Raw genomic sequence first — 22057 nt, 5'->3', positions numbered from 1 at the left:
CGGTTTTTTTTTTGAAGCAATCTGCGGCATTTGCGATCAAACACCCTGTTCTGGTTTAGCTAAACGTGCGGTTGGGGAAGTCAACCGTCACCATCAGGCCGCCTTCAGCGGATGTACTCAGGTTAACGCGGCTGTTGTGCTGCTGCGCCACCGCTTTGACGATGGCAAGCCCCAGACCGCTTCCGCTTTGCATCTGATTCGGGTCGCGGAAAAAACGGTCGAACACGCGTTCCCGCAGTTCAGGCGGAATACCGGGCCCCGCATCCGAGACACGCAGCTGCGTGCAGCCATCGAGTGCGCGTACGTCGACCTGAATCCGCCCCCCTTCAGGACTGTACTTCACCGCATTCTCAATCAGGTTATCAATCAGCGACACCAGGCGTTCCCTGACGCCCGCGATCCAGATGTCATCCTGCGAGAAGAACTCCAGTTCAATCCTGCGCGCAGACGCTAACGGCTCCAGCTCGGCCATGCGCTCCTGAATGAGTGTCGTCAGCGGTACCGGCTCCATCTCGGTGTCAATGCGCGCTTCGCTGTGCATCATCAGCAGCAACTGATTGACGAGACGCGCAGCACGGCTGTTGCTGCGAATAACCCCCGCAAGCAGCTCCTGTTGGCTCTCGCTGATGACCCAGGACTGCAGCGCCTCCACGTTGATGCGCATCGCTGCGAGGGGAGTACGCAGCTCGTGCGCCGCATCGGCAATGAAAACCCGTTCCCGCTCAGCGCTTTCACGCACCCGGGCAAGGAAATCATTGATCGCATCCACCATCTGGCGAAGCTCCCTGTGTTTGGGGACGGCCTTTAAAGGGGAGAGATCGTCAGGCGTGCGTAACGTAATTTCACTGACCACCCGGTTCCAGGGGCGCATCGCAATGCGGATCGACAGCCACGCGGGAAACAGCAAAAAAGGGAAGCAGACCAGCAGCGGCAGGATGTAGTAACCCCGCGAGTTCAGGTAGATAAAGAAGTTCCAGCCGCTGGCTGGCGTGAAGAGGGTGACCTCCACGTCGGAGTGAGGGGACTTAAGGGTGCGGCTGGTCCAGGTACGATCGTCACTCTGAACGCGCTCCAGTTCCCCGAACCGGGTGTTTGTTATCCCCGCGGGCGCGCCGTCGGAGGTAAAAATAACAGCATTGTTCTTGCGCACGATAAGGTTAATCGACAGCACGGGATCTTCACCGCCGCCATAGCCTTCGCGCAGCGCCTGGCTAAAGTCTTCGAGCACCGCGGTACGATCCTGCGGCCGTTCGTCCATCCGCTCAACCAGGGTAAAAAGGGTTTCGTAGGTTTTACTGCCCGTGAGGATGGGAGGACTGCGCAGGTCCTCCCACAGAATGAAGGTTAAAAAAAGACACCACAGCAGCGTAAGCAACAGCATCTGGGCGATGATAATTCGCCGCACCAGCGTGGGGTGGCGCAGGTGGGACCAAAAGTTTCGCATTAACCGGTCACCTTCTGGACAGAGACGGTATCAATGACATACCCGACGCCCCGTACCGTTCGCACGTAACCGTCGCCAATTTTTCGCCGCAAATTACCCATATGCACGTCGAGCGCATTGCTGAGGTTTTCTTTGTTGCCGAAGATCCTTTCTTCCAGGAACCGGCGCGTTAGCACGCGGTCAGCGCGCAGCATCAGCGTTTCAAGCAGGGCGTATTCACTGGCCGTCAGGTCAACGTGGCGCGCGCTCACCGTCACGCGACGCGTCGGCACATGAAGCGACAGCCCGCGAATTTCTATTGCCTCATTTTCAAAACCGTAACTGCGTCGCGCAAGGGCTCTCACTCTTGCCAGCAGCTCGGCGAGAACAAAGGGCTTGACGAGATAGTCGTCTGCACCCGCATCCAGCCCGTACAGGCGATCCTGCAGCGTTCCTCGTGCCGTCAGGATGATAACGGGGATGCCCTTAAGCTGCTGGCGCAAACGCGTCATCAGGCTCATGCCATCGCCATCGGGCAGCCCTAAGTCGAGTAAAACAAGCTCAGGCACGCAGACGTCAAGCTGATGCAGCGCATCCTCTTTCCGGCGAACCCATATAACGTCAAAGCCTTGATCGGAGAGGGCGATACGTACGCCATTGCCGAGATCCAGGTCGTCTTCAATAAGTAGAATTTTCACAGTGGTAACTGTATCGGCAGTGAATGAAGAACATCTTAAGAAAAAAACGGTATCAGTAAATTTGTCCGGTTTATAGCACCCGCGCGCTTCAGCGTTTCTTCATTTTCGGCTCATAAGAACCTTAGGGTCACGCTTCAAAATGGGCGTTCTGGCGTTTAACCGCTTCATCGTCATCATTTGCATCCATAAGGACGTCCTTAATGAGAAACATCGAACTGAGTCATCCGTTCCCCCATTTATTCCCGGGCCGCAGCCTGAAAAACATCGTGCCGGGCGTCGTGCTGGCGTTACTGGCCACACCGCTACTGGCGGCAGAGCAGAGCCAGGGTAACGTCTTAACTCTGGGGGGCGGGGTGGACGTCGCGCCACGCTACTCGGGTTCGGATAAAACCCGCGTCAGCGCGGCTCAGGTGGTGAATTATTCCATGGCCAACGGCTTTTTTATCGGCACTACGCGGGGTATCGGTTACGGCAATAACCTTGGCAACCTGGATTACAGCGCAGCGCTGAGCTACCGCACAGGCCGTAAAGATAAAGACGTGAGCAGCGATTCGATCAGCTCCGGCAGCGACGAGCTGCGTGGCATGGGCGAGATAAAAGGCTCGGCTATCGTCGTGCCCGGTCTGGGTTACAAGATAACCGACTGGCTTAATCTGCAGGTGCAGGGTGAGATCCCGGTTTCTGAGAGAGACAACGGTGAGGCGGTACACTTCGGCATTTCCAGTCCGCTCTATACTTCACCAAATAATGCGGTCACGCTGGCGCTGACCGGCAGCTGGGGATCTGACAAATATATGCAGACCTACTACGGCGTCAGTGCCGCCCAGTCGGCGGCATCCGGGTTTGCCCGCCATGACGCTGGCGCTGGGATTTATGCGTACTCGCTGAATCTTGACTGGACCCACAGGCTCACCTCGCGCTGGAGCGTGCTTGCCGCCGCGGGCGTGATGCAACTGACGGGAGATGCTGCCGATAGCCCGATTGTGCATCGTAAGACATCGCCTACGGGGAGTCTGAAGGTGACGTACAGTTTTTGAGTGTGGGTTGCGGCGGCTTGCGGTTTTGAGGGGGTAATTACGGTAATTTAAGCCGCTCCGGTTTAGATGGCGGGGCGGCCTATCACTCAACAGAAAATGCGCTATTGTACTGGCCTGAAACTGCGACGGCCGTGGCCGTAAGACTGGGCGATAACGATCTCATCGAGGTCATTGCTCCCTATGGTCTTAATGACCGGTTTGAGCTGCGTTTAAGACCGACGCCCGTATTTGATCGGGAAAAGTATGATGCCTTTAGGCGACGTTGGCTAGCGCGTTATCCTCAGTTGCAGCACATCACTGATCATCGTCGATGTTTTGTAGCAAGTCTGTGTGTTGGATGGACATTATTTTATCAAAGGTTTGGCGGAAAGAAGAGGGACGAGAGAAGAGGGAAGTTGCGAGGGGTGTAGGTCTGGTGTGAGCGAGAAGCGGACTTAAACTCATTCGGCTTCCGGCTATTACGCTAGCATATGTGGCGGAAGACTTTTTGGCATACGACTACAACGTCTCAGTTAACTCTTTAATGGATAACATTTTGTCCAGTTGTAATTGACCTTCACTAATATCAATTCTCCCGAAACATTGCCGAAATTAAGAGCCTGACGTTCAATAAAAAATTGACGTAGGGTTACGGGTAAAAAAGCAGCGCTGTAGCGCAGAAGTGTGCTGTGCCAGAATGGTGCTGGTAAAGGGCTGCCGGTATGTCGCATTAGCAACTCTTTTTTCCAGTGTGAATCCAGAACCTTTTCGCAAAACGACTGGCGCAGATCTATCGCAGCACGTTCAGGGATCCCAGCAAGCAACAACTGGCTGGGCAACGCAACTAACCGGAGATCTTTGATAACAATTTTTTTCGCATGAAATTCTGTCCAGATATTTGTCAATTGCTCCATTTTCTCTGGCAATTGTTCGTTTACGTTATACAGTGGTAGTGTCAGGGGTAAGAAAGTGAAATGGAAACCCTGTGTTGGCAGCGTATCGGCAAGCGGATCATCCTTTGTGAGCCTTTTCATTTCCTCAATAAGATGTGAGACAGAACCGGACACAGGAGGCTTAATGCCTGCTGCAAGAGCAAGTTTAAGCGGATCGTAGTAGTTTTCTTCTCTGGCCTTCCCAATACCTGCATTTTTCAGCCACATTGCGAGGGTGTTCTCATTTGCAGCAAGATACATTTTTTGCAGGTTTACTGAGTTCATGACATACCTTCTGACAGAAGTGTGCGACCAGATGATTGATTATATTTCTTTCAGGCATCTCAGACTATGCGTTTAATTGTCCAGTTTAATCTGAACTGAAGATATGAGATGCATGGCTGATAAGAAATATCTATACGGGGCGGAAGTTAATCTGCTCACCGTCCACTCCTGGCACTAAGCAGACAATCTTCTGGGCTTAACTTTTTCTCAAGACTCCTCATACCGAACCACAAACCTGTTAGATCATCGGTTCCCGGGCTGTCGATTCCACCCATCCGTCGTCCGCGTGCAGCACGGCAGCATCCGGCAGGGACCACCCCGGCTAAGCAGTAGTTTTTGAACTATGTTTAACACCAGTCAGAATATCAAAATAGTTAAGTGTTTATATGGCCCGAGCGGCGGGGCCTCCGTCCGGAGCATTTGAAAGCCAGAACCTCACTTAAAAGTGTGCCAACATTTCGCGGGTAATATTAATCTCCGGAGAATAATGTGTTCGGAAAGTATTTTTTAAGCTACATGCCGGGCCTGCAAAATTTGTTAGCCTACGATAAAAGCTGGCTAAAACATGATGTTAAAGCCGGATTATCCGTTGCGGCTGTCGCGCTACCGGTTGCGATTGCTTATGCGGAGCTGGCGGGTGTTGGGGCCATAGTCGGGCTGTACTCCTGCGTTTTACCGATGATAGCGTATGCACTGTTTGGCTCTTCACGTCAGCTTATTGTCGGCCCTGATGCCACAACCTGTGCGGTGATTGCGGCCGTGGTGTTTCCTCTTTCGGCGGGAAATCCTGAACTGCACTGGCAACTGACGATCGTCATGACGTTGATGATGGGCGGATGGTGCCTGCTTGCCAGTAAATTTCGCCTCGGCGCGCTTGCCGATCTGCTTTCTCATCCCATTCTTACCGGATTGCTGAATGGCGTAGCCGTGACGATTATTGTCGGGCAAATCGGCAAGGTTTTAGGGATCAAGCTTGATGAAGCGCAGGTGATCGAGAAAATCATCGCCTTGCCAGGCCGCATTTCAGACAGCCATTTTTTAACCGCAGGAATATCACTTTTAACGCTCGCTATTTTAATGGCTATCAAAACGTACCGCAGCCACTGGCCCGCACCTTTGATTGCCATTGTTCTGACAACGTTACTGGTCTGGGGGACATCTGCACAACAGTACGGTATTGCCACCATTGGGGGAGACGGTTTCCAGCCTGGTTTACCCGTGGTTCACTGGGAGACGTTCCAGCCTGGTCCGATGCGTGATTTGGTGATCCCGGCGCTGAACCTGGCGTTGGTCAGTTTTGTCAGCCTGATGCTGACCGCGCGCAGTTTCGCCGCGAAAAATGGCTATGAAATTAATGCGGATGCCGAGTTCCGGGCGCTGGGTATTGCGAACCTGATGGCGGGATTATCTCAGGGGTTTGCTATCAGTGGCGCCGATTCCCGGACCGCGGTGAATGATTCAGTTGGAGGGAAAAGCCAGCTGGTTTCCGTGGTCGCCGCCTTAATCATCGGTATCGTCGTGTTATTTTTCACTCAACCACTGCAGTTTATTCCGGTTTCGGCGTTAGGGATTGTTCTAATGTACGCATCGTGGTCATTGATTGATTTACGTGGGCTTTGGAACCTGAGACGGCGAAATAAACAGGCCTTTCGCCTGGCCTTCTTCACGTTTGGCTGTGTGTTAATTATCGGTGTTATCCAGGGGATCGGCCTCGCGGTGTTGCTTGGCCTGTTACAGTTCCTGCGTACCGTCTTTCGTCCCTCCGAGCACTTACTGGGCACTGACGAAGATGGCATGATTCACTCATTAGGCAATACCACCGATATTAAAATGGTCCCGGGCGTGCTGATGTATCGGTTTAACTCACCGTTGACCTATTTTAATGTGGCTTATTTTAAACGTCGGGTATTGAACTTAGTTGATGGTGCAGCATTACAGCCTAAATGGGTGATTATTGATGCCGTGGCTTGCTTCACCTATTCAGACATCAGTGTTCTGGCAACCATAAATGAGTTAAAGCGCGACCTGAAAGCTCGGCAGGTTACGTTAATCCTTGCGGGCAGGAAAACGGAATTAACGCGCTGGTTTAAAGACAGCCGGCCAACAATGAATGATGATGACATGATTCTGGCACCAGACCTCTATCTGGCACTTCGGTTCATTCAAAGCAAAGAGAGTGCGAGTGAATCGGGTGGAGAGGTATAAACCAAACCCAGGCTTGCCCGCCAGCCGCGAGCAAGCCGTACCCTTAGCGATACAGCGTCTTTTCCGCAACCGGAACAAGCAATGCGGAACGCCAGTCCGCCAGCGTCAGCTGTGCGAGCTTGCCCAGCGCGGTATAAAACGGATGCCCGGCGTTGTCGACAAACACCGAGAGGAAACGGGTACTCCACGGCAGAAGATGCCACGCCAGAAGCCGATCGCACTCCGCTTCGCGGCCATTCTCGACCAGCCACGCCGCCAGCAGCAGCAGGGTACCGAAATGATCTTCCGGTTCATTTTGCTGCATCTCAAAAGCAATGCCGTTTTCTCGCATCCACTGGCGAAGCGCGAGGGTCGAGTCGCCAAACAGCACCGATTCGCGGTCCAGCCAGACGGAGCCCCACGGCGGTGCGGGCAGGGCATAAGGGCCAATAAACAGCCGTTGCCAGGCGTCCGTCAGCGGCTCATCGGCAGGGGCGGCAAAGGTTTCGGCAAGGGGCTGCAGCGTTTCCGGTGGCAGCGGCCAGTCCTGAACCCATTCACCCGCGGTAAGGGCCTGCACCAGCGGCGCGGCCTGCTCGCTGTCGGGTGAAAAATAAAACAGCGCGCCCAGTACGCGGGCGCTGAACGCGAACGATTCACGCGGTGAGACGTCTTTCATAAAACCTTCCTTGCTCGCGCGGATTGCGCCCGCGCGGCTGCGTTAACCAAGAATACTGACCGTATAATAAACCACGATCGTGCTAAACCTTTTCGATCTGCACCAGATTGGTGTGCTGCGGGTTGCCTTTTGCCAGCGGCGACGGGCGATGCGTGGTCAGGGTATTGATGCATGATCCGTGGTCAATACGATCGCCATTCATCCTGGCGTCGTGCCAGGCGCCCTGGCCCATGGCGCTCACGCCGGGCATGATGCGCGGTGTGACTTTCGCTTCAATTCGCACTTCACCGCGTTCGTTAAAGACGCGCACCATATCGCCGTTCTTAATGCCGCGTTTTTCGGCATCGACCGGGTTAAGCCATACCTCCTGCCGACAGGCCGCTTTCAGCACGTCGACGTTGCCATAGCTTGAGTGGGTACGGGCTTTGAAGTGGAAGCCAAACAGCTGCAGCGGGAACTGCTCGCGTTCGGGCGCGTCCCAGCCGTCAAAGGTCGAGGCGTAGACGGGCAGCGGGCTGATGGTTTCATCTTTTTCCAGCTCCCAGGTGGCGGCAATCTCCGCGAGTTTGCTGGAATAAATTTCAATCTTGCCCGACGGCGTTTTCAGCGGATTGGCCTCCGGGTTCTCGCGGAATTTTTTATAGGCCACAAAGTGCCCGTTCGGATCTTTGCGCTTATAAATGCCCATTTTTTTCAGCTCGTTATAGGAGGGCAGTGTGGGATCTTTTTCGAGCATTTTGGCATACAGATACTGCAGCCACTGCGCCTGCGTCCGTCCTTCGGTGAATTTCTGATGAATATCCGGTCCAAGGCGTTTCGCCACTTCACTCATGATCCAGTAGATGGGCTTGCGCTCAAACTTCGGCGCGGTCACGGGCTGGAGGAAAATCAGATAGCCCATGTTCCCGGCGTAATCGTTCGGAATGATGTCTTCCTGCTCAACGGTCATGAGATCCGGCAGCAGGATATCGGCATATTTCGCTGATGAGGTCATAAAGTTGTCGATGACGACAATCATTTCGCACTTGCTTTCATCCTGCAGGATATCGTGGGTTTTATTGATATCGGAGTGCTGGTTGATGAGGGTATTGCCCGCGTAGTTCCAGATGAACTTAATCGGCACGTCCAGCTTATCTTTCCCGCGCACGCCGTCGCGCAGGGCGGTCATTTCCGGTCCACGAGCGATGGCATCCGTCCAGCTGAAGCAGGAAATTTGCGTTTTGACCGGGTTGTCCGGCAGCGGCATACGTTCGATAGTGATGGTGTATGTCGACTCACGCGCGCCGCTGTTACCGCCGTTGATCCCCACGTTTCCGGTGAGGATAGGCAGCATCGCGATCGCGCGGGCGGTCAGTTCACCGTTTGCCTGGCGCTGGGGTCCCCAACCCTGGCAGATGTAAGCCGGTTTGGCGGAGCCGATTTCACGGGCAAGCTTAACAATGCGATCGGCGGGTATGCCCGTAATGCGGGAAGCCCACTCAGGGGTTTTCGCGGTCTTGTCATCACCCTGACCGAGAATATACGCTTTGTAGTGGCCGTTAGCGGGTGCGCCTTCCGGCAGCGTTTTCTCATCATAGCCCACGCAGTATTTATCCAGGAACGGCTGGTCGACCAGGTTTTCGGCGATCAATACCCACGCAATACCGGCTACCAGCGCGGCATCGGTACCCGGACGGATGGGGATCCATTCATCTTCGCGGCCAGCGGCGGTGTCGGTGTAGCGCGGGTCGATGACGATCATGCGCGCACTGGATCGCTCGCGAGCCTGCTCCAGATAGTACGTAATCCCGCCACCGCTCATGCGCGTTTCCGCCGGGTTATTGCCAAACATTACCACCAGTTTGGTGTTTTCGATGTCAGACGTGCTGTTGCCGTCGTTGCTGCCGTAGGTGTAGGGCATCGCACAGGCGATTTGTGCCGTGCTGTAGGTGCCGTAGTGACTCAGGAAACCGCCGTAGCAGTTCATCAGGCGCGCCACCAGTGAAGCATAAGGGGAGGAACGGGTAATATTGCCGCCGACAATGCCGGAAGAGTAGTTGATGTAAACCGCTTCGTTGCCGTATTTGGCCACGACGTCTTTCAGGCTGGCAGTGAGGGTATTGAGGGCTTCGTCCCAGGTGATGCGCTCGAATTTGCCTTCACCGCGCTTACCCACCCGTTTCATCGGGTAGTTCAGACGGTCAGGATGATTAATGCGGCGGCGAATAGAACGTCCGCGCAGGCAGGCGCGCACCTGATGGTTACCGTAAATATCGTCACCGGTATTATCCGTTTCAACCCAGTACACTTCGTCGTCACGGACGTGCAGACGCAATGCACAGCGGCTGCCGCAGTTAACCGAGCAGGCGCCCCAGACCACTTTATCTTCGGCAGCATTCATGGCGTTTTGCACGGCCGCGGCGGCACGTTTCACGCCAAAGGGCAACGACAAACCGCCGGCGGCAAGCGCCAGAGAACCAATGGCGGTAGATTTTACGAGTGTTCGACGGCTAATTCCGCCGTGATGTTCACTATCGGACATGGCTCACCCCATCATTATAATTGCGTATTATTTTTCCCGTTATTACAACCGGGCTAATGATGGGGTGAGTGTTACTGATTTGGGGGGATTAGATCTTAATCCTCATCAAATCAACGGGAATTGCAGGCAAATTACTGCGGTTCAGTCGGCGTGGAGTCCTGACTGCCTGCCGCCGATCCGCTACCTGTGCGGGTATAAAGGATTTTAAAGGTATCGTTAGCGCAATGACCCACCACCTGTGCATCCGGCTGGTCGGCCTGATCGTTCGGTACAATGTTCAGCGTAAAACCGGACTCCGGCACGCCGTTGTTGATGATTTTTTGCTGAATGTCGCTTTTCACACGCTCGCAGGAATCCGGTGCCGCCAGTGCGGCCGTTGAGGCACTCATTAACAGCAGGGCGGTAATCCAGGGTAACCGTTTCATCTGTAGCTCCTTTTCTCTGTGTAGAGATTAATTTTAGCAGGCTTCGTGTAAACAACTGTATTTGCTAATATGATTGGGAATAATCTCCCTGTACGGAAATGAATGTGAAGAAATACGCAGCGATAACGCTACTGGCAGCAGCACTGGTGGGATGCGATAACAACTCCGCGCCGCTGTCGTTTACGCCGGAGATGGCGAGTTTTTCCAACGAGTTTGATTTCGATCCCCTGCGCGGCCCGGTTAAAGACTTTACCCAGACTCTGTTCAACGAAAAGGGCGAAGTGTCCAAACGGGTCACCGGCACCGTATCGGCAGAAGGGTGTTTTGATACGCTGGAGCTGCACGACCTGGAGGCCAATACCGGCGTGGCGCTGGTACTGGATGCCAATTACTACCTTGATGCGGAAACCCAGCAGCGAAAAGTGAAGCTGCAGGGGAAATGCCAGCTGGCCGAACTGCCGTCAGCCGGGGTGACGTGGGATACCGACGACAACGGGTTTGTGGTGGCGGCCCACGGTAAAGAGATGGAAGTGAAGTATCGCTACGATGCCGATGGCTACCCGCTGGGCAAAACCACCATTTCCGGGGATCAGCATCTGTCCGTCCAGTCGACACCGTCTAAGGATCTGCGCAAAAGAATGGACTACTCGGCAGTCAGCATGTTGAACGACAAACCGCTGGGTAATGTGAAGCAGAGCTGCGACTACGACCGACACAACAACCCGGTAAGCTGCGACCTGATCATCACGGACGATAGCGTCAAGCCCGCCGTTGAGCGCAAATACACCATCAAAAATACGATTGAATACTACTGAGAATAAAACCGCGCAGGTTACTGCGCGGTCGGTTTCAGCAGGCTGGCGCCTGACGGTTTGTGCCCGGCCAGGTGCTGATGCTGGAAAATGCACATGCGGATGGTGTTACGGTATTCACCGTTGATAAAGAACTCGTGAATCAGCTCGCCTTCCACCATAAAGCCCAGCTTGCGGTAGATATGGATCGCTTTCTCGTTCTCTTTATCCACAATCAGGTAAAGCTTATAGAGATTCAGAACGTTGAATCCGTAATCCATTGCCAGCTTCGCCGCCCGTGAGGCAAGGCCTTTACCCTGATGCTCAGGGGAAATAATGATCTGGAACTCCGCCCGGCGGTGAACGTGGTTGATCTCAACCAGCTCAACAAGACCGGCTTTTTCGCCTTCGCACTCCACCACAAAACGACGCTCACTCTGATCGTGAATGTGCTTGTCGTAAAGATCGGACAGCTCGACAAACGCCTCGTAGGGCTCTTCAAACCAGTAGCGCATCACGCTGGCATTGTTGTCGAGCTGGTGGACAAAGCGCAGATCTTCACGCTCCAGCGGACGAAGTTTTATGTCACAGGGCGCCGACATTATGGGGCTACCGTACGGCCAGTGCGGCGATCCAGGCAGCGCAGGGTGTTAGGCTCCCAGTAGGCGTTGACGTTTGCGCTTTGCTGACACTTATCGCGCGCGTCAAAGGCGACATCTTCCTTGTCCCACTCTTTTTCGGCACGTTTGTTGACCTTCTGGCGAAGGCTGCGGGTGTCATTCCATTGTTCTTTGTCCATGGCGGCGTTCTGGCGGCTTTGCGCGCTGTCACCAGACTCAATGATGAGTTTGCTGGTTTCCGCTGTCGCAGAGGCGGCAAAGGCGAACGATGACAGCGCCAGCAGGGCTGTCAGACAAAGGCGTTTGCTTAATGTGGTCATAGCGTTTCCTTTTAAATGGGTGCAGATAATCAAGTTACCCCGTACAGATTCTACACTAAAGCGAAATGACGGCATACCCGCGGGGCAAGTATGGAAAAGTAAAGGGCATCATCAGGTATCATGTCTAAATGGATCCTCACCTGAAGTGAAACATGCTCAAAACAACGCTGCTTTTTTTTGCCACCGCGCTGTGCGAAATCATCGGCTGCTTCCTGCCCTGGCTCTGGCTGAAGAAGGGGGGAAGCGCACTGTTGCTGATCCCGGCCGGGGTCGCGCTGGCGCTGTTTGTCTGGTTATTAACGTTGCATCCGGCGGCCAGCGGTCGCGTCTATGCGGCTTACGGCGGTGTTTATGTCTGCACCGCGCTGCTGTGGTTACGGGTGGTAGATGGCGTCAAACTCAGCGCATACGACTGGACCGGGGCGCTGGTAGCCCTCTGCGGCATGCTGATTATTGTCGCAGGATGGGGGCGCGCCTGAGCGCCCCAGTTTTGTGATCCTACGCGGATATTTTGATCATTATACTTGTATGGTAGTAGCTCAGTTGCGTAAATTTCCCACATCACAACATGCGATGTAAGGAAAGGTATTATGAAGATTGTCGGGGCTGAAGTATTTGTGACCTGTCCGGGACGTAACTTTGTCACCCTTAAAATCACCACTGATGAGGGGATCGTCGGTCTGGGCGATGCCACGCTGAACGGACGCGAGCTCTCCGTGGCCTCTTATCTGAAAGATCACCTGTGCCCTCAGCTGATTGGCCGCGATGCACACCGCATTGAAGATATCTGGCAGTTTTTCTATAAAGGCGCCTACTGGCGTCGCGGCCCGGTCACCATGTCGGCTATCTCCGCGGTGGATATGGCGCTGTGGGACATCAAAGCCAAAGCCGCCAACATGCCCCTGTACCAGCTGCTGGGCGGCGCGTCCCGGGAAGGGGTCATGGTCTACTGCCACACCACCGGGCACACCATTGATGACGTGCTGGAAGATTACGCCCGGCATAAAGAGATGGGCTTCAGGGCGATCCGCGTGCAGTGTGGCGTGCCGGGCATGAAAACCACCTACGGCATGGCCAAAGGGAAAGGGCTGGCCTATGAGCCTGCGACCAAAGGCGACTGGCCAGAAGAGCAGCTCTGGTCCACCGAGAAATACCTCGATTTCACGCCGAAGTTGTTCGATGCGGTGCGCAGCCAGTTCGGCTTTAATGAACATCTTCTGCACGATATGCACCACCGCCTGACGCCGATTGAAGCGGCCCGTTTTGGTAAGAGCATTGAAGAATTCCGCATGTTCTGGATGGAAGACCCTACGCCTGCGGAAAACCAGGCCTGCTTCCGCCTTATCCGCCAGCACACCGTCACGCCGATTGCGGTGGGCGAGGTGTTTAACAGCATCTGGGACTGCAAGCAGCTTATTGAAGAGCAGCTTATCGACTATATCCGTACCACCCTTACCCATGCGGGCGGGATCACCGGGATGCGTCGCATCGCGGACTTCGCCTCACTCTACCAGGTCCGTACCGGTTCACATGGCCCATCGGATCTGTCGCCTGTGTGTCATGCCGCCGCGCTGCATTTCGACCTGTGGGTGCCGAACTTTGGCGTACAGGAGTATATGGGCTACTCCGAACAGATGCTGGAAGTCTTCCCGCACAGCTGGCGTTTCGATAACGGCTATATGCATCCGGGCGACAAGCCGGGGCTGGGCATCGAATTTGATGAAAAACTGGCCGCGAAATACCCCTACGATCCCGCCTATCTGCCGGTGGCCCGTCTCGAAGACGGGACGCTGTGGAACTGGTAATGGAGGAGCTAACGATGAAAAGCGTAGTGATTCAACAGCCGAACGAACTGGTGCTTGAAGAGCGTCCTCTCCCGGAGCCGGGCGCAGGTGAGGTCCGCGTTAACATCCGGCTGGCCGGCATCTGCGGTTCAGACAGCCACATCTACCGCGGGCACAACCCGTTTGCAAAATATCCGCGCGTGATTGGCCATGAATTTTTTGGCGTGATTGACGCCGTAGGCGAGGGTGTCGACAGCGCCCGCCTGGGCCAGCGCGTCTCCGTCGACCCGGTGATCAGCTGCGGGCACTGCTATCCGTGCTCCGTCGGGAAACCGAACGTCTGCACCTCGCTGGTGGTACTGGGGGTACACCGTGACGGCGGTTTTAGTGAATATGCGACCGTGCCCGCTAAAAATGCCTGGCCAATTCCGGATGCAATCCCGGATAACCATGCCGTCATGGTTGAGCCCTTCACCATTGCCGCCAACGTGACGGGGCAGGCCAGCCCCACTGAACAGGACGTTGCGCTGATCTATGGCGCAGGCCCGATGGGGCTGGTCACCGTACAGGCGCTGAAGGGCGTTTATAAGGTGAAGCAGGTTATCGTGGTTGACCGTATAGATGAACGCCTTGCAATGGCGCAGCGCAGTGGCGCGGACTGGGTCTTCAATAACGGCGAGCAGTCGTTGCAGGTCGCGCTGGACGAAAAAGGCATCAGGCCGACGTTAATCATTGATGCTGCCTGTCATCCGTTGATTCTGCAGGAAGCGATAACCCTGGCCTCTCCGGCGGCGCGCATTGTGCTGATGGGCTTCTCCAGCGAGCCGAGCCAGATAGTGCAGCAGGGCATTACCGGCAAAGAGCTGGCGATCTTCTCCTCGCGCCTGAATGCCAACAAATTCCCGGTCGTCATCGACTGGCTGGAAAAAGGGCTGATCGACCCGGAAAAACTGATCACCCATACCTTTGACTATCACCACGTTACAGACGCCATTGAACTGTTTGAAAAAGACCAGCGGCAGTGTTGCAAAGTCTTGCTCACGTTCGGGCAATAATCATTTACGCGGTTAAGCGCCTGCGCAGACAGGCGCTAAGTGGTACGCATCTTACCTTTCAGAGATAGCCATTATGACGCAAGTACAACCTCAAAGAACCACCTCCGATCTGGTGAAAGCCGCCGTTTCCGGCTGGCTGGGCACCGCGCTCGAATTTATGGACTTCCAGCTTTACTCGCTGGGAGCCGCCCTGGTTTTCCATGAAATCTTCTTCCCGGAACAATCCGCCGCGATGGCGCTGATCCTGGCGATGGGCACCTACGGCGCAGGCTATATTGCGCGCATCGTCGGGGCCTTTATCTTCGGACGAATGGGCGACAGCATTGGCCGTAAAAAGGTGCTGTTTATCACCATTACCATGATGGGGATCTGCACCACGCTGATTGGCGTCCTGCCGACCTATGCCCAGATAGGGATTTTCGCCCCCGTTCTGCTGGTGACGCTGCGCATTATTCAGGGACTGGGTGCCGGGGCGGAGATCTCCGGAGCGGGGACGATGCTTGCGGAGTACGCGCCGAAAGGTAAACGCGGCATTATCTCCTCGCTGGTGGCGATGGGCACCAACTGCGGGACGTTGAGCGCAACGGCTATCTGGGCCATTATGTTCTTCGCCCTTGACCGTGAACAGCTGCTCGCCTGGGGCTGGCGCGTGCCGTTCCTTGCAAGCGTTGTGGTGATGATCTTTGCCATCTGGCTCCGTATGAACCTGAAAGAGAGCCCGGTGTTTGAGAAAGTTAACGACGACGAAACCGCGATGCCGGACACCTCGCTGGGCTCGATGGTGAAAAGCAAATCCTTCTGGCTGGCGACCGGCCTGCGCTTTGGACAGGCGGGGAATTCAGGCCTGATTCAGACGTTCCTGGCGGGTTATCTGGTTCAGACGCTGCTGTTCGATAAAGCCATCCCGACCGATGCGCTGATGATCAGCTCCATTCTTGGGTTTATCTCCATTCCGCTGCTGGGCTGGCTTTCCGATAAAGTGGGCCGTCGGCTGCCGTACATAATCCTCAATATCTCCGCCATTCTTCTCGCGTATCCGATGCTGTCGATCATCGTCGACAAAAGCTACGCGCCGGGGACGATCATGCTCTCGATCATCGTTATCCACAATTTCGCCGTACTGGGGCTGTTTGCGCTGGAAAATATCACCATGGCGGAGATGTTTGGCTCGCGAAATCGCTTTACCCGCATGGCTATCTCAAAAGAGGCGGGTGGTCTGGTGGCAGTAGGTTTTGGTCCGGTACTGGCGGGGATCTTCTGTAATATGACCGGCTCCTGGTGGCCGATTGTTGCCATGCTGGTGGCCTATTCCGCGATCGGGCTGGTCTCGGCAATCCTGATGCCAGAAGTGCGCGACCGTGATTTGAGCGCGGCGCAAGACGCGGCGGAGACGGTGCCAGAAGAGACAGTGGGTTACGGAGCGCTCTCCTCGCGCCGTTAGTGGTTTATATCTTTCGTGAGATATCACACAACTTTCTCTTTATGTCACACCACGTGCGCAAAAGTTAATATAAATCAAAACCTCGAACGGCAGTATCAGTATGGTTGGTGGCAGTTATGGTTTACCCCAACTGCCATTCTAGTTGGTGTAGTCAGCAGGCGCTGCCGTTTAACAACATGCGGCAGCGCTCCACAGCGTTCTAATTAACGAGTCTTAATCATGGAAAACAAGTTATTGCAGGCCCACGCGACGCTGCCCCAGTACGATCGCGACAGCCTCAAAGCACGCATCGTTCATTTAGGGTTTGGCGCCTTTCACCGGGCGCATCAGGCGGTGTATGCCGACATACTCGCGGCAGAACAGGGCAGCGACTGGGGCTACTGCGAGGTTAACCTGATTGGAGGCGAGCAGCAGATCGCCGATCTGAACGCGCAGGATAACCTCTATACGGTGGCGGAAATGTCCGCTGATGCATGGACCTCCCGCGTGGTTGGCGTAGTCAAAAAGGCGCTGCATGCGCAGGTTGACGGGCTGGAGAGCGTGCTGGCAGCAATGTGCGAACCGCAGGTGGCGATTGTCTCACTGACCATCACCGAGAAAGGGTACTGCCATTCCCCGGCGACCGGACAACTGATGCTCGATCACCCGTTTATCGTCGCCGACCTGCAAAACCCGCACCAGCCAAAATCCGCGCCGGGTGTGGTGGTGGAAGCGCTGGCGCGCCGCAAAGCGGCGGGTCTGCCGGCATTTAGCGTGATGTCGTGCGACAACATGCCGGAGAACGGCCATGTGATGCGCAGCGTCACCTGCGCTTACGCCCGGGCGGTTGACGCTGAACTGGCGGACTGGATCGAAACCCACGTCACCTTCCCGTCAACGATGGTGGATCGCATCGTGCCCGCGGTCACGCCCGATACGCTGGATAAAATCGAGCAGCTGACCGGCGTTCGCGATCCTGCAGCGGTGGCCTGTGAACCGTTCCGCCAGTGGGTAATAGAAGATAACTTTGTCGCCGGACGTCCTGAGTGGGAAAAAGCCGGTGCCGAGCTGGTTGCTGACGTCATTCCGTTTGAAGAGATGAAGCTGCGCATGCTCAACGGCAGCCACTCGTTCCTGGCGTATCTGGGGTATCTGGCCGGGTATCAACATATCAACGAGTGTATGGAAGACGAGAACTACCGCATTGCCGCGCACGCGCTGATGATCGGCGAACAGGCACCAACCCTGAAAGTGAAAGGCGTCGATTTAGGTCGCTATGCCGATCTGCTGATCGCACGCTACAGCAACCCTGCCCTGCGTCACCGCACGTGGCAAATCGCGATGGACGGTAGCCAGAAGCTCCCGCAGCGGATGCTTGATTCCGTTCGCTGGCATCTGGCGCACCGGAAGCCTTTCCCGCTGCTGGCGCTGGGTGTCGCAGGCTGGATGCGCTATGTCGGCGGCGTGGATGAGCAGGGCAAGGCCATTGAGGTGAGCGATCCGCAGCTGGCGGTCATTCAGGCGGCGGTGAAGGGCAGTGCAGAAGGGGAAAGCCGGGTGCATGCGCTGCTCGGCATTGAGGCTATCTTCGGTAAAGCGTTACCGCAGGATGCTGACTTTGTGGAAGCGGTGATGAAGGCATATCAGACGTTACTGCAGAAGGGCGCCAAAGCGACCGTGGCGCAGTACGTGTCGCAACGGTAGTTCAGCACATGCCGCCGCTCGCGGCGGCATGCAGGGACACAGGTTAGTGCATCCCCAGACGAATCAGCTCAATCGGTTCGAACTTACCTTCGCATCTTTCCACTTCCACGGTTTTGCTACGACGCACCTGCTCGGCATTGAGGCCGTCACTGTGGATCGCTTTAATCACGCCGAACTGGTTTGTGCCACTAATCATGACGCGGCTGCCAGTAGTGATTGCATTGCGGTTACGGTCGTATGTCATCATGGTATTTTCTCCTCTCTAACCTGGTCGTTACGGCGTTATTTCTGGTACGCCGTTCACGGGGCATATAAATACGCCTGTCCGCAGGTCAGTTTTTTGTTTTTGATCAAACTCACACTTTTTTCTTTATTTCGCAGGAGCAACGATCGCAGAGAGGGGAATATAGCGCGAACGTCATTGGATGGAATAAAACCGGGCAGGAGAACGCATGACTCGCCGCACCCGTAAGGGGCGGCGAATGTTACTCTTCGCTAAACCACTCGCTATTTTCCTGACGAATAAGCTGCACCGATTCGCTAATTTCCTGCAGATGCAGCGTCATCGCTTTTTCCACAGCGTCCGGGTCACGTTTTTCGAGCGCGCTGAAAATATCGTGATGCTGTCGGAGCAACATTTCCGGTGGCGAGACGTGATCGAGACTCATATACCGCACGCGATCGATGGTGGCTTTGATGTTTTCGATAGTGTCCCAGGCGAGCTGGCAATCCGCAATCTGCGCCAGTTTCTGGTGGAATTCATCATCGAGCTGGAAGAAGTCATTCAGCTGTTTACGGTCAATCGCAATACGCTGCTGATGCAGATTCTGCTCCAGCAGGTAACACTGGTTGTCGTTGATAAGCGTTGCAGCACGACGCGCCACCGCGCATTCAATGGCCTGACGAACGAAACATCCGTTGCGAACCTGAGAAAGTGAAATCTTATTCACGTAACTGCCGCGCTGGGGACGGATCTGAATCAGACCGTTTTCCGCAAGCTTAATAAACGCTTCACGCACCGGCTGCCGGGAGACGTCAAACCGCACGGAGACCTCTTTTTCAGAAAGCGGTGTTCCCGGCGGGATCAGACAATGAACAATATCGCGTCGCAAAATGCGATAGATTTGCTGGTTGACGGGCTGGGTGGGATTAAGTTGCGATTCAGCGGCCATGAGTTGTCATTTCTCAGAGAGTTAGCCCGAACATACTACCATTCTTTTATAACCCGAAACAGACCCGGCCCGCAGGCCGGGAAGGGCACGGTTAGCCGCGATGGACGTTAAGTCCGGCAAAGCTCTGGCTGACGGGCATCATTTCGACGGTATTGATATTGACGTGTTTCGGCAGTGTCGCCACCCACCAGACCGTTTCGGTGACATCTTCCGGCGTCAGCGCGTTAGCATTTTCGTAGGTCTTATCCGCTTTCGCGTCATCGCCTTTGAAACGGACATTGGAAAATTCGGTGCCGCCCACCAGACCCGGCTCGATATCGGTCACACGAATGGCGGTGCCGTGCAGATCGGTGCGCAGGTTAAGGCTGAACTGGCGTACAAACGCTTTCGTCGCGCCATAAACGTTGCCGCCCGCGTAAGGCCAGCTCCCGGCCGTTGAGCCGATATTGATAATGTGACCGCGGTTACGCTCAACCATCCCCGGTAACACCGCGCGGGTCATGTAGACCAGCCCTTTGTTGTTGGTGTCGATCATGTTTTCCCAGTCTTCTACGCTGGCTTTGTGGGCGGGCTCCATGCCCAGCGCCAGACCAGCATTGTTGACCAGCACGTCGATGGCGCGCCATTCAGCGGGCAGGTTGGCAATCATCTCTTCAATGGCAGCGCGGTTACGCACATCGAGCTGCGCGGTCAGGATGCTGTCGCCTAATTCGTCTTTCAGCTCCTGCAAACGTTCCTGGCGGCGCCCGGTCGCAATAACCTTGTGCCCGTTGGCGACGAAGCGACGCGTGATGCTTTCACCAAAACCTGCCGTTGCCCCGGTAACTAAAATAATCATCTCACTGTTCCTCAACGCTTTTTGTGTTGTACTAACATAGCATGGTCGCAGAGGGAGCGTTAAGGCAACATTTGTATGACAGCGTTGCAGGGACTACTCTGGGAAGAAACCCGTACTCAGGAGTGAAAGATGGCGGCCACGAATCCTTTTTTTGACATCAGTCTGTTGCCTTACCAGGCGCCCCGTTTTGATGAAATCAACGACAGCCACTATCGCCCGGCTTTCGATGAAGCGCTTCGCCAGAAGCGGGCGGACATTGAGGCTATTGTCGCTGAGCGCGCTGCGCCAGATTTCAATAACACCGTGCTGGCGCTGGAAAAAAGTGGCGTGATGCTCACGCGCGTCAGCAGCGTTTTCTTCGCCATGACCTCCGCGCACACCAACGCGTATCTGCAGGAACTGGAAGAACAGTTCTCCACCGAACTTGCCGTGCTGGCGAACGATATCTGGCTGAATGATACGCTCTTCGCCCGCGTCGAGAGCGTCTGGCAGGACCGTGCCGCGCTGGACGCCGAATCCCGGCGGCTGGTCGAGGAGACGTATCAGCGGTTTATACTGGCCGGGGCGCGTCTGAATGAGACAGAAAAAGCTGAGCTGAAGGCGCTGAATACCGAGGCAGCCTCTCTGACCAGCCAGTTTAATCAACGTCTGCTGGCTGCCGATAAGACCGGTGGGCTGGTGGTGGATTATGTGCACCAGCTTGACGGGCTCAGCGCAACGGAGATCGCGGACGCGGCACAGGCAGGAGCAGAGAGAGGGCTTAACGATCGCTGGCTGATCCCGCTTCTGAACACTACCCAGCAGCCCGCGCTGGCAGCGCTGCGCAATCGTCAGACGCGTGAAAATCTCTTCAGGGCTGGCTGGACACGTACCCAGAAAGGGGATGAAAACGACACCCGCGAGCTGATCCTTCGTCTCACGGCGCTGCGTGCCCGTCAGGCTCGCCTGCTGGGCTTTGAGAATTACGCCAGCTGGAGTACCGCGGATCAGATGGCGAAAACCCCTGACGCCGCGCTGGCCTTTATGCGCGGTATTGTGCCTGCCGCCCGCGCCCGTGCGGAGCGCGAGCAGGCCGATATTCAGAAAGTGATTGATGACGAGCAGGCTGGTTTTACGGTGCAGGCGTGGGACTGGGCCTTTTATGCGGAGCGCGTGCGCCAGGCAAAATATGCCCTCGATGAGTCGCAAATCAGGCCTTATTTTGCGCTCAATACCGTGCTGCAGGATGGCGTGTTCTGGGCGGCCAGCCAGCTGTTTGGCATCCGCTTCGTCGAGCGCTTCGATATCCCGGTTTATCACCCGGACGTTCGCGTATGGGAAATTTTCGACCACACCGGTGAGGGCATGGCGCTGTTTTACGGCGACTTCTTCGCGCGCGATTCCAAGCAGGGCGGCGCCTGGATGGGCAATTTCGTCGAACAATCCTTCGAGTTTGCGGCCCGTCCGGTTATCTATAATGTCTGTAATTACCAAAAACCGGCGAACGGCGGTGTCGCGCTCCTCTCCTGGGATGATGTGGTAACGCTCTTCCACGAGTTTGGTCATACGCTGCACGGCCTGTTTGCCAGCCAGCGTTTCGCCACGCTCTCTGGCACCAATACTCCGCGTGATTTTGTTGAATTCCCGTCGCAAATCAATGAGCACTGGGCCAGCCATCCGCAGGTCTTTACGCACTATGCACGCCACTACGAAACCGGCGAACCAATGCCGGACGCGCTGCGGGAAAGCATGCTCAACGCGACGCATTTCAACAAGGGCTATGATATGACGGAACTGCTGAGCGCCGCGCTGCTGGACATGAACTGGCACGGCATCAGTGAGGCCGTTTCGGACGTGGAAGCATTTGAATCGGCGGCGTTGCAAAAAGAGGGGCTGGATCTGCCCGCTGTACCGCCGCGCTATCGCAGCAGCTATTTTGCCCATATTTTCGGCGGCGGCTACGCGGCGGGATATTACGCCTACCTGTGGACGCAAATGCTCGCGGATGATGGCTACCAGTGGTTTGTCGAACAGGGCGGCTTAACGCGTGAGAACGGGCAAAAATTCCGCGAGGCGATTTTGTCTCGCGGAAACAGCACGGATTTAGCGGAACTGTATCGTAACTGGCGCGGACACGATCCGCAGATCGAACCGATGCTGGAAAATCGCGGGTTGAGTGCATAGAACCCGGGTTGCCTGAAAACAGAGCCG

20 protein-coding genes and 1 pseudogene are annotated in these 22057 nt (G+C 55.4%); 10 read left to right on the top strand and 11 right to left on the bottom strand.

Annotated elements, in window-relative coordinates; translation table 11 throughout:
* Positions 1 to 55: 55 nt before the first annotated feature.
* Positions 56 to 1444 (bottom strand): sensor histidine kinase, encoded by a 1389-nt coding sequence (locus EKN83_RS14265; RefSeq protein WP_126801171.1) that lies wholly within the window; start codon positions 1442 to 1444, stop codon positions 56 to 58.
* The gene (locus EKN83_RS14260; RefSeq protein ID WP_025760259.1) at positions 1444 to 2121 is read right to left on the bottom strand and encodes a response regulator transcription factor; all 678 of its coding nucleotides are present in this window, start codon (positions 2119 to 2121) and stop codon (positions 1444 to 1446) included. Before EKN83_RS14260 ends, EKN83_RS14265 begins: the two co-directional genes overlap by 1 nt.
* Before the next feature lie 200 nt (positions 2122 to 2321).
* Here EKN83_RS14260 and EKN83_RS14255 point away from each other — a divergent pair, with 200 nt between their 5' ends.
* Positions 2322 to 3158, top strand: a complete 837-nt coding sequence (locus EKN83_RS14255) for a MipA/OmpV family protein (RefSeq protein ID WP_126801170.1) — start codon at positions 2322 to 2324, stop codon at positions 3156 to 3158.
* Positions 3159 to 3223: 65 nt separating this feature from the next.
* Positions 3224 to 3448: pseudogene (locus EKN83_RS23555) on the top strand (nucleotidyltransferase family protein); the annotation flags it as partial.
* Positions 3449 to 3670: 222 nt separating this feature from the next.
* Here EKN83_RS23555 and EKN83_RS14245 read toward each other — a convergent pair.
* Positions 3671 to 4354, bottom strand: a complete 684-nt coding sequence (locus EKN83_RS14245) for a hypothetical protein (protein WP_045284864.1) — start codon at positions 4352 to 4354, stop codon at positions 3671 to 3673.
* Between the two features lie 489 nt (positions 4355 to 4843).
* On the opposite strand from EKN83_RS14245, the gene EKN83_RS14240 reads away from it, so the two are divergent.
* Positions 4844 to 6559: a SulP family inorganic anion transporter gene (locus EKN83_RS14240; protein ID WP_045284863.1), complete on the top strand. Its 1716-nt coding sequence runs from the start codon at positions 4844 to 4846 to the stop codon at positions 6557 to 6559.
* 43 nt (positions 6560 to 6602) lie between these two features.
* On the opposite strand, the gene dmsD is transcribed toward EKN83_RS14240, so the two are convergent.
* From dmsD to EKN83_RS14225, 3 genes are all read right to left on the bottom strand, one after another.
* Positions 6603 to 7217, bottom strand: a complete 615-nt coding sequence (gene dmsD, locus EKN83_RS14235) for a Tat proofreading chaperone DmsD (protein WP_126801169.1) — start codon at positions 7215 to 7217, stop codon at positions 6603 to 6605.
* An 82-nt stretch (positions 7218 to 7299) separates the two neighbouring features.
* Positions 7300 to 9738: a selenate/tellurate reductase subunit YnfE gene (ynfE, locus tag EKN83_RS14230; RefSeq protein WP_126801168.1), complete on the bottom strand. Its 2439-nt coding sequence runs from the start codon at positions 9736 to 9738 to the stop codon at positions 7300 to 7302.
* Between the two features lie 131 nt (positions 9739 to 9869).
* Positions 9870 to 10163, bottom strand: coding sequence for a DUF1161 domain-containing protein (locus tag EKN83_RS14225; RefSeq protein WP_025757998.1), 294 nt, complete (start codon positions 10161 to 10163; stop codon positions 9870 to 9872).
* Between the two features lie 104 nt (positions 10164 to 10267).
* Here EKN83_RS14225 and EKN83_RS14220 point away from each other — a divergent pair, with 104 nt between their 5' ends.
* Entirely contained in the window at positions 10268 to 10978 is a 711-nt protein-coding gene (locus EKN83_RS14220; protein WP_094917699.1) for a YnfC family lipoprotein, read from the top strand.
* Positions 10979 to 10995: 17 nt separating this feature from the next.
* On the opposite strand, the gene speG is transcribed toward EKN83_RS14220, so the two are convergent.
* A complete protein-coding gene (speG, locus tag EKN83_RS14215) occupies positions 10996 to 11556 on the bottom strand; it encodes a spermidine N1-acetyltransferase (protein ID WP_047348678.1) in 561 nt (186 codons plus the stop codon).
* Positions 11556 to 11894 (bottom strand): DUF1283 family protein, encoded by a 339-nt coding sequence (locus EKN83_RS14210; RefSeq protein ID WP_008502414.1) that lies wholly within the window; start codon positions 11892 to 11894, stop codon positions 11556 to 11558. Before EKN83_RS14210 ends, speG begins: the two co-directional genes overlap by 1 nt.
* A 152-nt stretch (positions 11895 to 12046) precedes the next feature.
* Between EKN83_RS14210 and EKN83_RS14205 the strand changes: the two genes are divergently transcribed.
* The 5 genes from EKN83_RS14205 to EKN83_RS14185 all read left to right on the top strand — a co-directional run bounded on the left by EKN83_RS14205 (position 12047) and on the right by EKN83_RS14185 (position 17857).
* Positions 12047 to 12373: a YnfA family protein gene (locus EKN83_RS14205; protein ID WP_095449722.1), complete on the top strand. Its 327-nt coding sequence runs from the start codon at positions 12047 to 12049 to the stop codon at positions 12371 to 12373.
* A gap of 111 nt (positions 12374 to 12484) precedes the next feature.
* Positions 12485 to 13699: a D-mannonate dehydratase ManD gene (gene manD / locus EKN83_RS14200; protein ID WP_047958474.1), complete on the top strand. Its 1215-nt coding sequence runs from the start codon at positions 12485 to 12487 to the stop codon at positions 13697 to 13699.
* A gap of 14 nt (positions 13700 to 13713) precedes the next feature.
* Complete coding sequence (locus EKN83_RS14195) at positions 13714 to 14733, top strand: Zn-dependent oxidoreductase (RefSeq protein ID WP_126801167.1); 1020 nt, start codon at positions 13714 to 13716, stop codon at positions 14731 to 14733.
* A gap of 73 nt (positions 14734 to 14806) precedes the next feature.
* Positions 14807 to 16174 carry an MFS transporter gene (locus EKN83_RS14190; protein WP_126801166.1) on the top strand — a complete coding sequence of 456 codons (1368 nt, stop codon included), beginning with the start codon at positions 14807 to 14809 and terminating at the stop codon, positions 16172 to 16174.
* Between the two features lie 219 nt (positions 16175 to 16393).
* Positions 16394 to 17857: a mannitol dehydrogenase family protein gene (locus tag EKN83_RS14185; protein ID WP_126801165.1), complete on the top strand. Its 1464-nt coding sequence runs from the start codon at positions 16394 to 16396 to the stop codon at positions 17855 to 17857.
* A gap of 43 nt (positions 17858 to 17900) precedes the next feature.
* Here EKN83_RS14185 and ydfZ read toward each other — a convergent pair whose 3' ends face one another.
* From ydfZ to ydfG, 3 genes are all read right to left on the bottom strand, one after another.
* Entirely contained in the window at positions 17901 to 18104 is a 204-nt protein-coding gene (ydfZ, locus tag EKN83_RS14180; RefSeq protein ID WP_126801164.1) for a putative selenium delivery protein YdfZ, read from the bottom strand.
* Positions 18105 to 18342: 238 nt separating this feature from the next.
* A complete protein-coding gene (locus EKN83_RS14175) occupies positions 18343 to 19029 on the bottom strand; it encodes a GntR family transcriptional regulator (RefSeq protein WP_025757990.1) in 687 nt (228 codons plus the stop codon).
* A gap of 91 nt (positions 19030 to 19120) precedes the next feature.
* On the bottom strand, positions 19121 to 19867 hold the full coding sequence (ydfG, locus tag EKN83_RS14170) for a bifunctional NADP-dependent 3-hydroxy acid dehydrogenase/3-hydroxypropionate dehydrogenase YdfG (RefSeq protein ID WP_025757989.1): 747 nt from the start codon (positions 19865 to 19867) through the stop codon (positions 19121 to 19123).
* 129 nt (positions 19868 to 19996) lie between these two features.
* On the opposite strand from ydfG, the gene dcp reads away from it, so the two are divergent.
* On the top strand, positions 19997 to 22030 hold the full coding sequence (gene dcp / locus EKN83_RS14165; RefSeq protein WP_126801163.1) for a peptidyl-dipeptidase Dcp: 2034 nt from the start codon (positions 19997 to 19999) through the stop codon (positions 22028 to 22030).
* The last annotated feature ends 27 nt before the right edge of the window (positions 22031 to 22057 follow it).

The sequence above is a fragment of the Enterobacter sp. WCHEn090032 genome, assembly GCF_003986875.1.
Lineage (GTDB): Bacteria > Pseudomonadota > Gammaproteobacteria > Enterobacterales > Enterobacteriaceae > Enterobacter > Enterobacter sichuanensis.
This window is presented reverse-complemented; position numbering and strand designations above follow the sequence as displayed.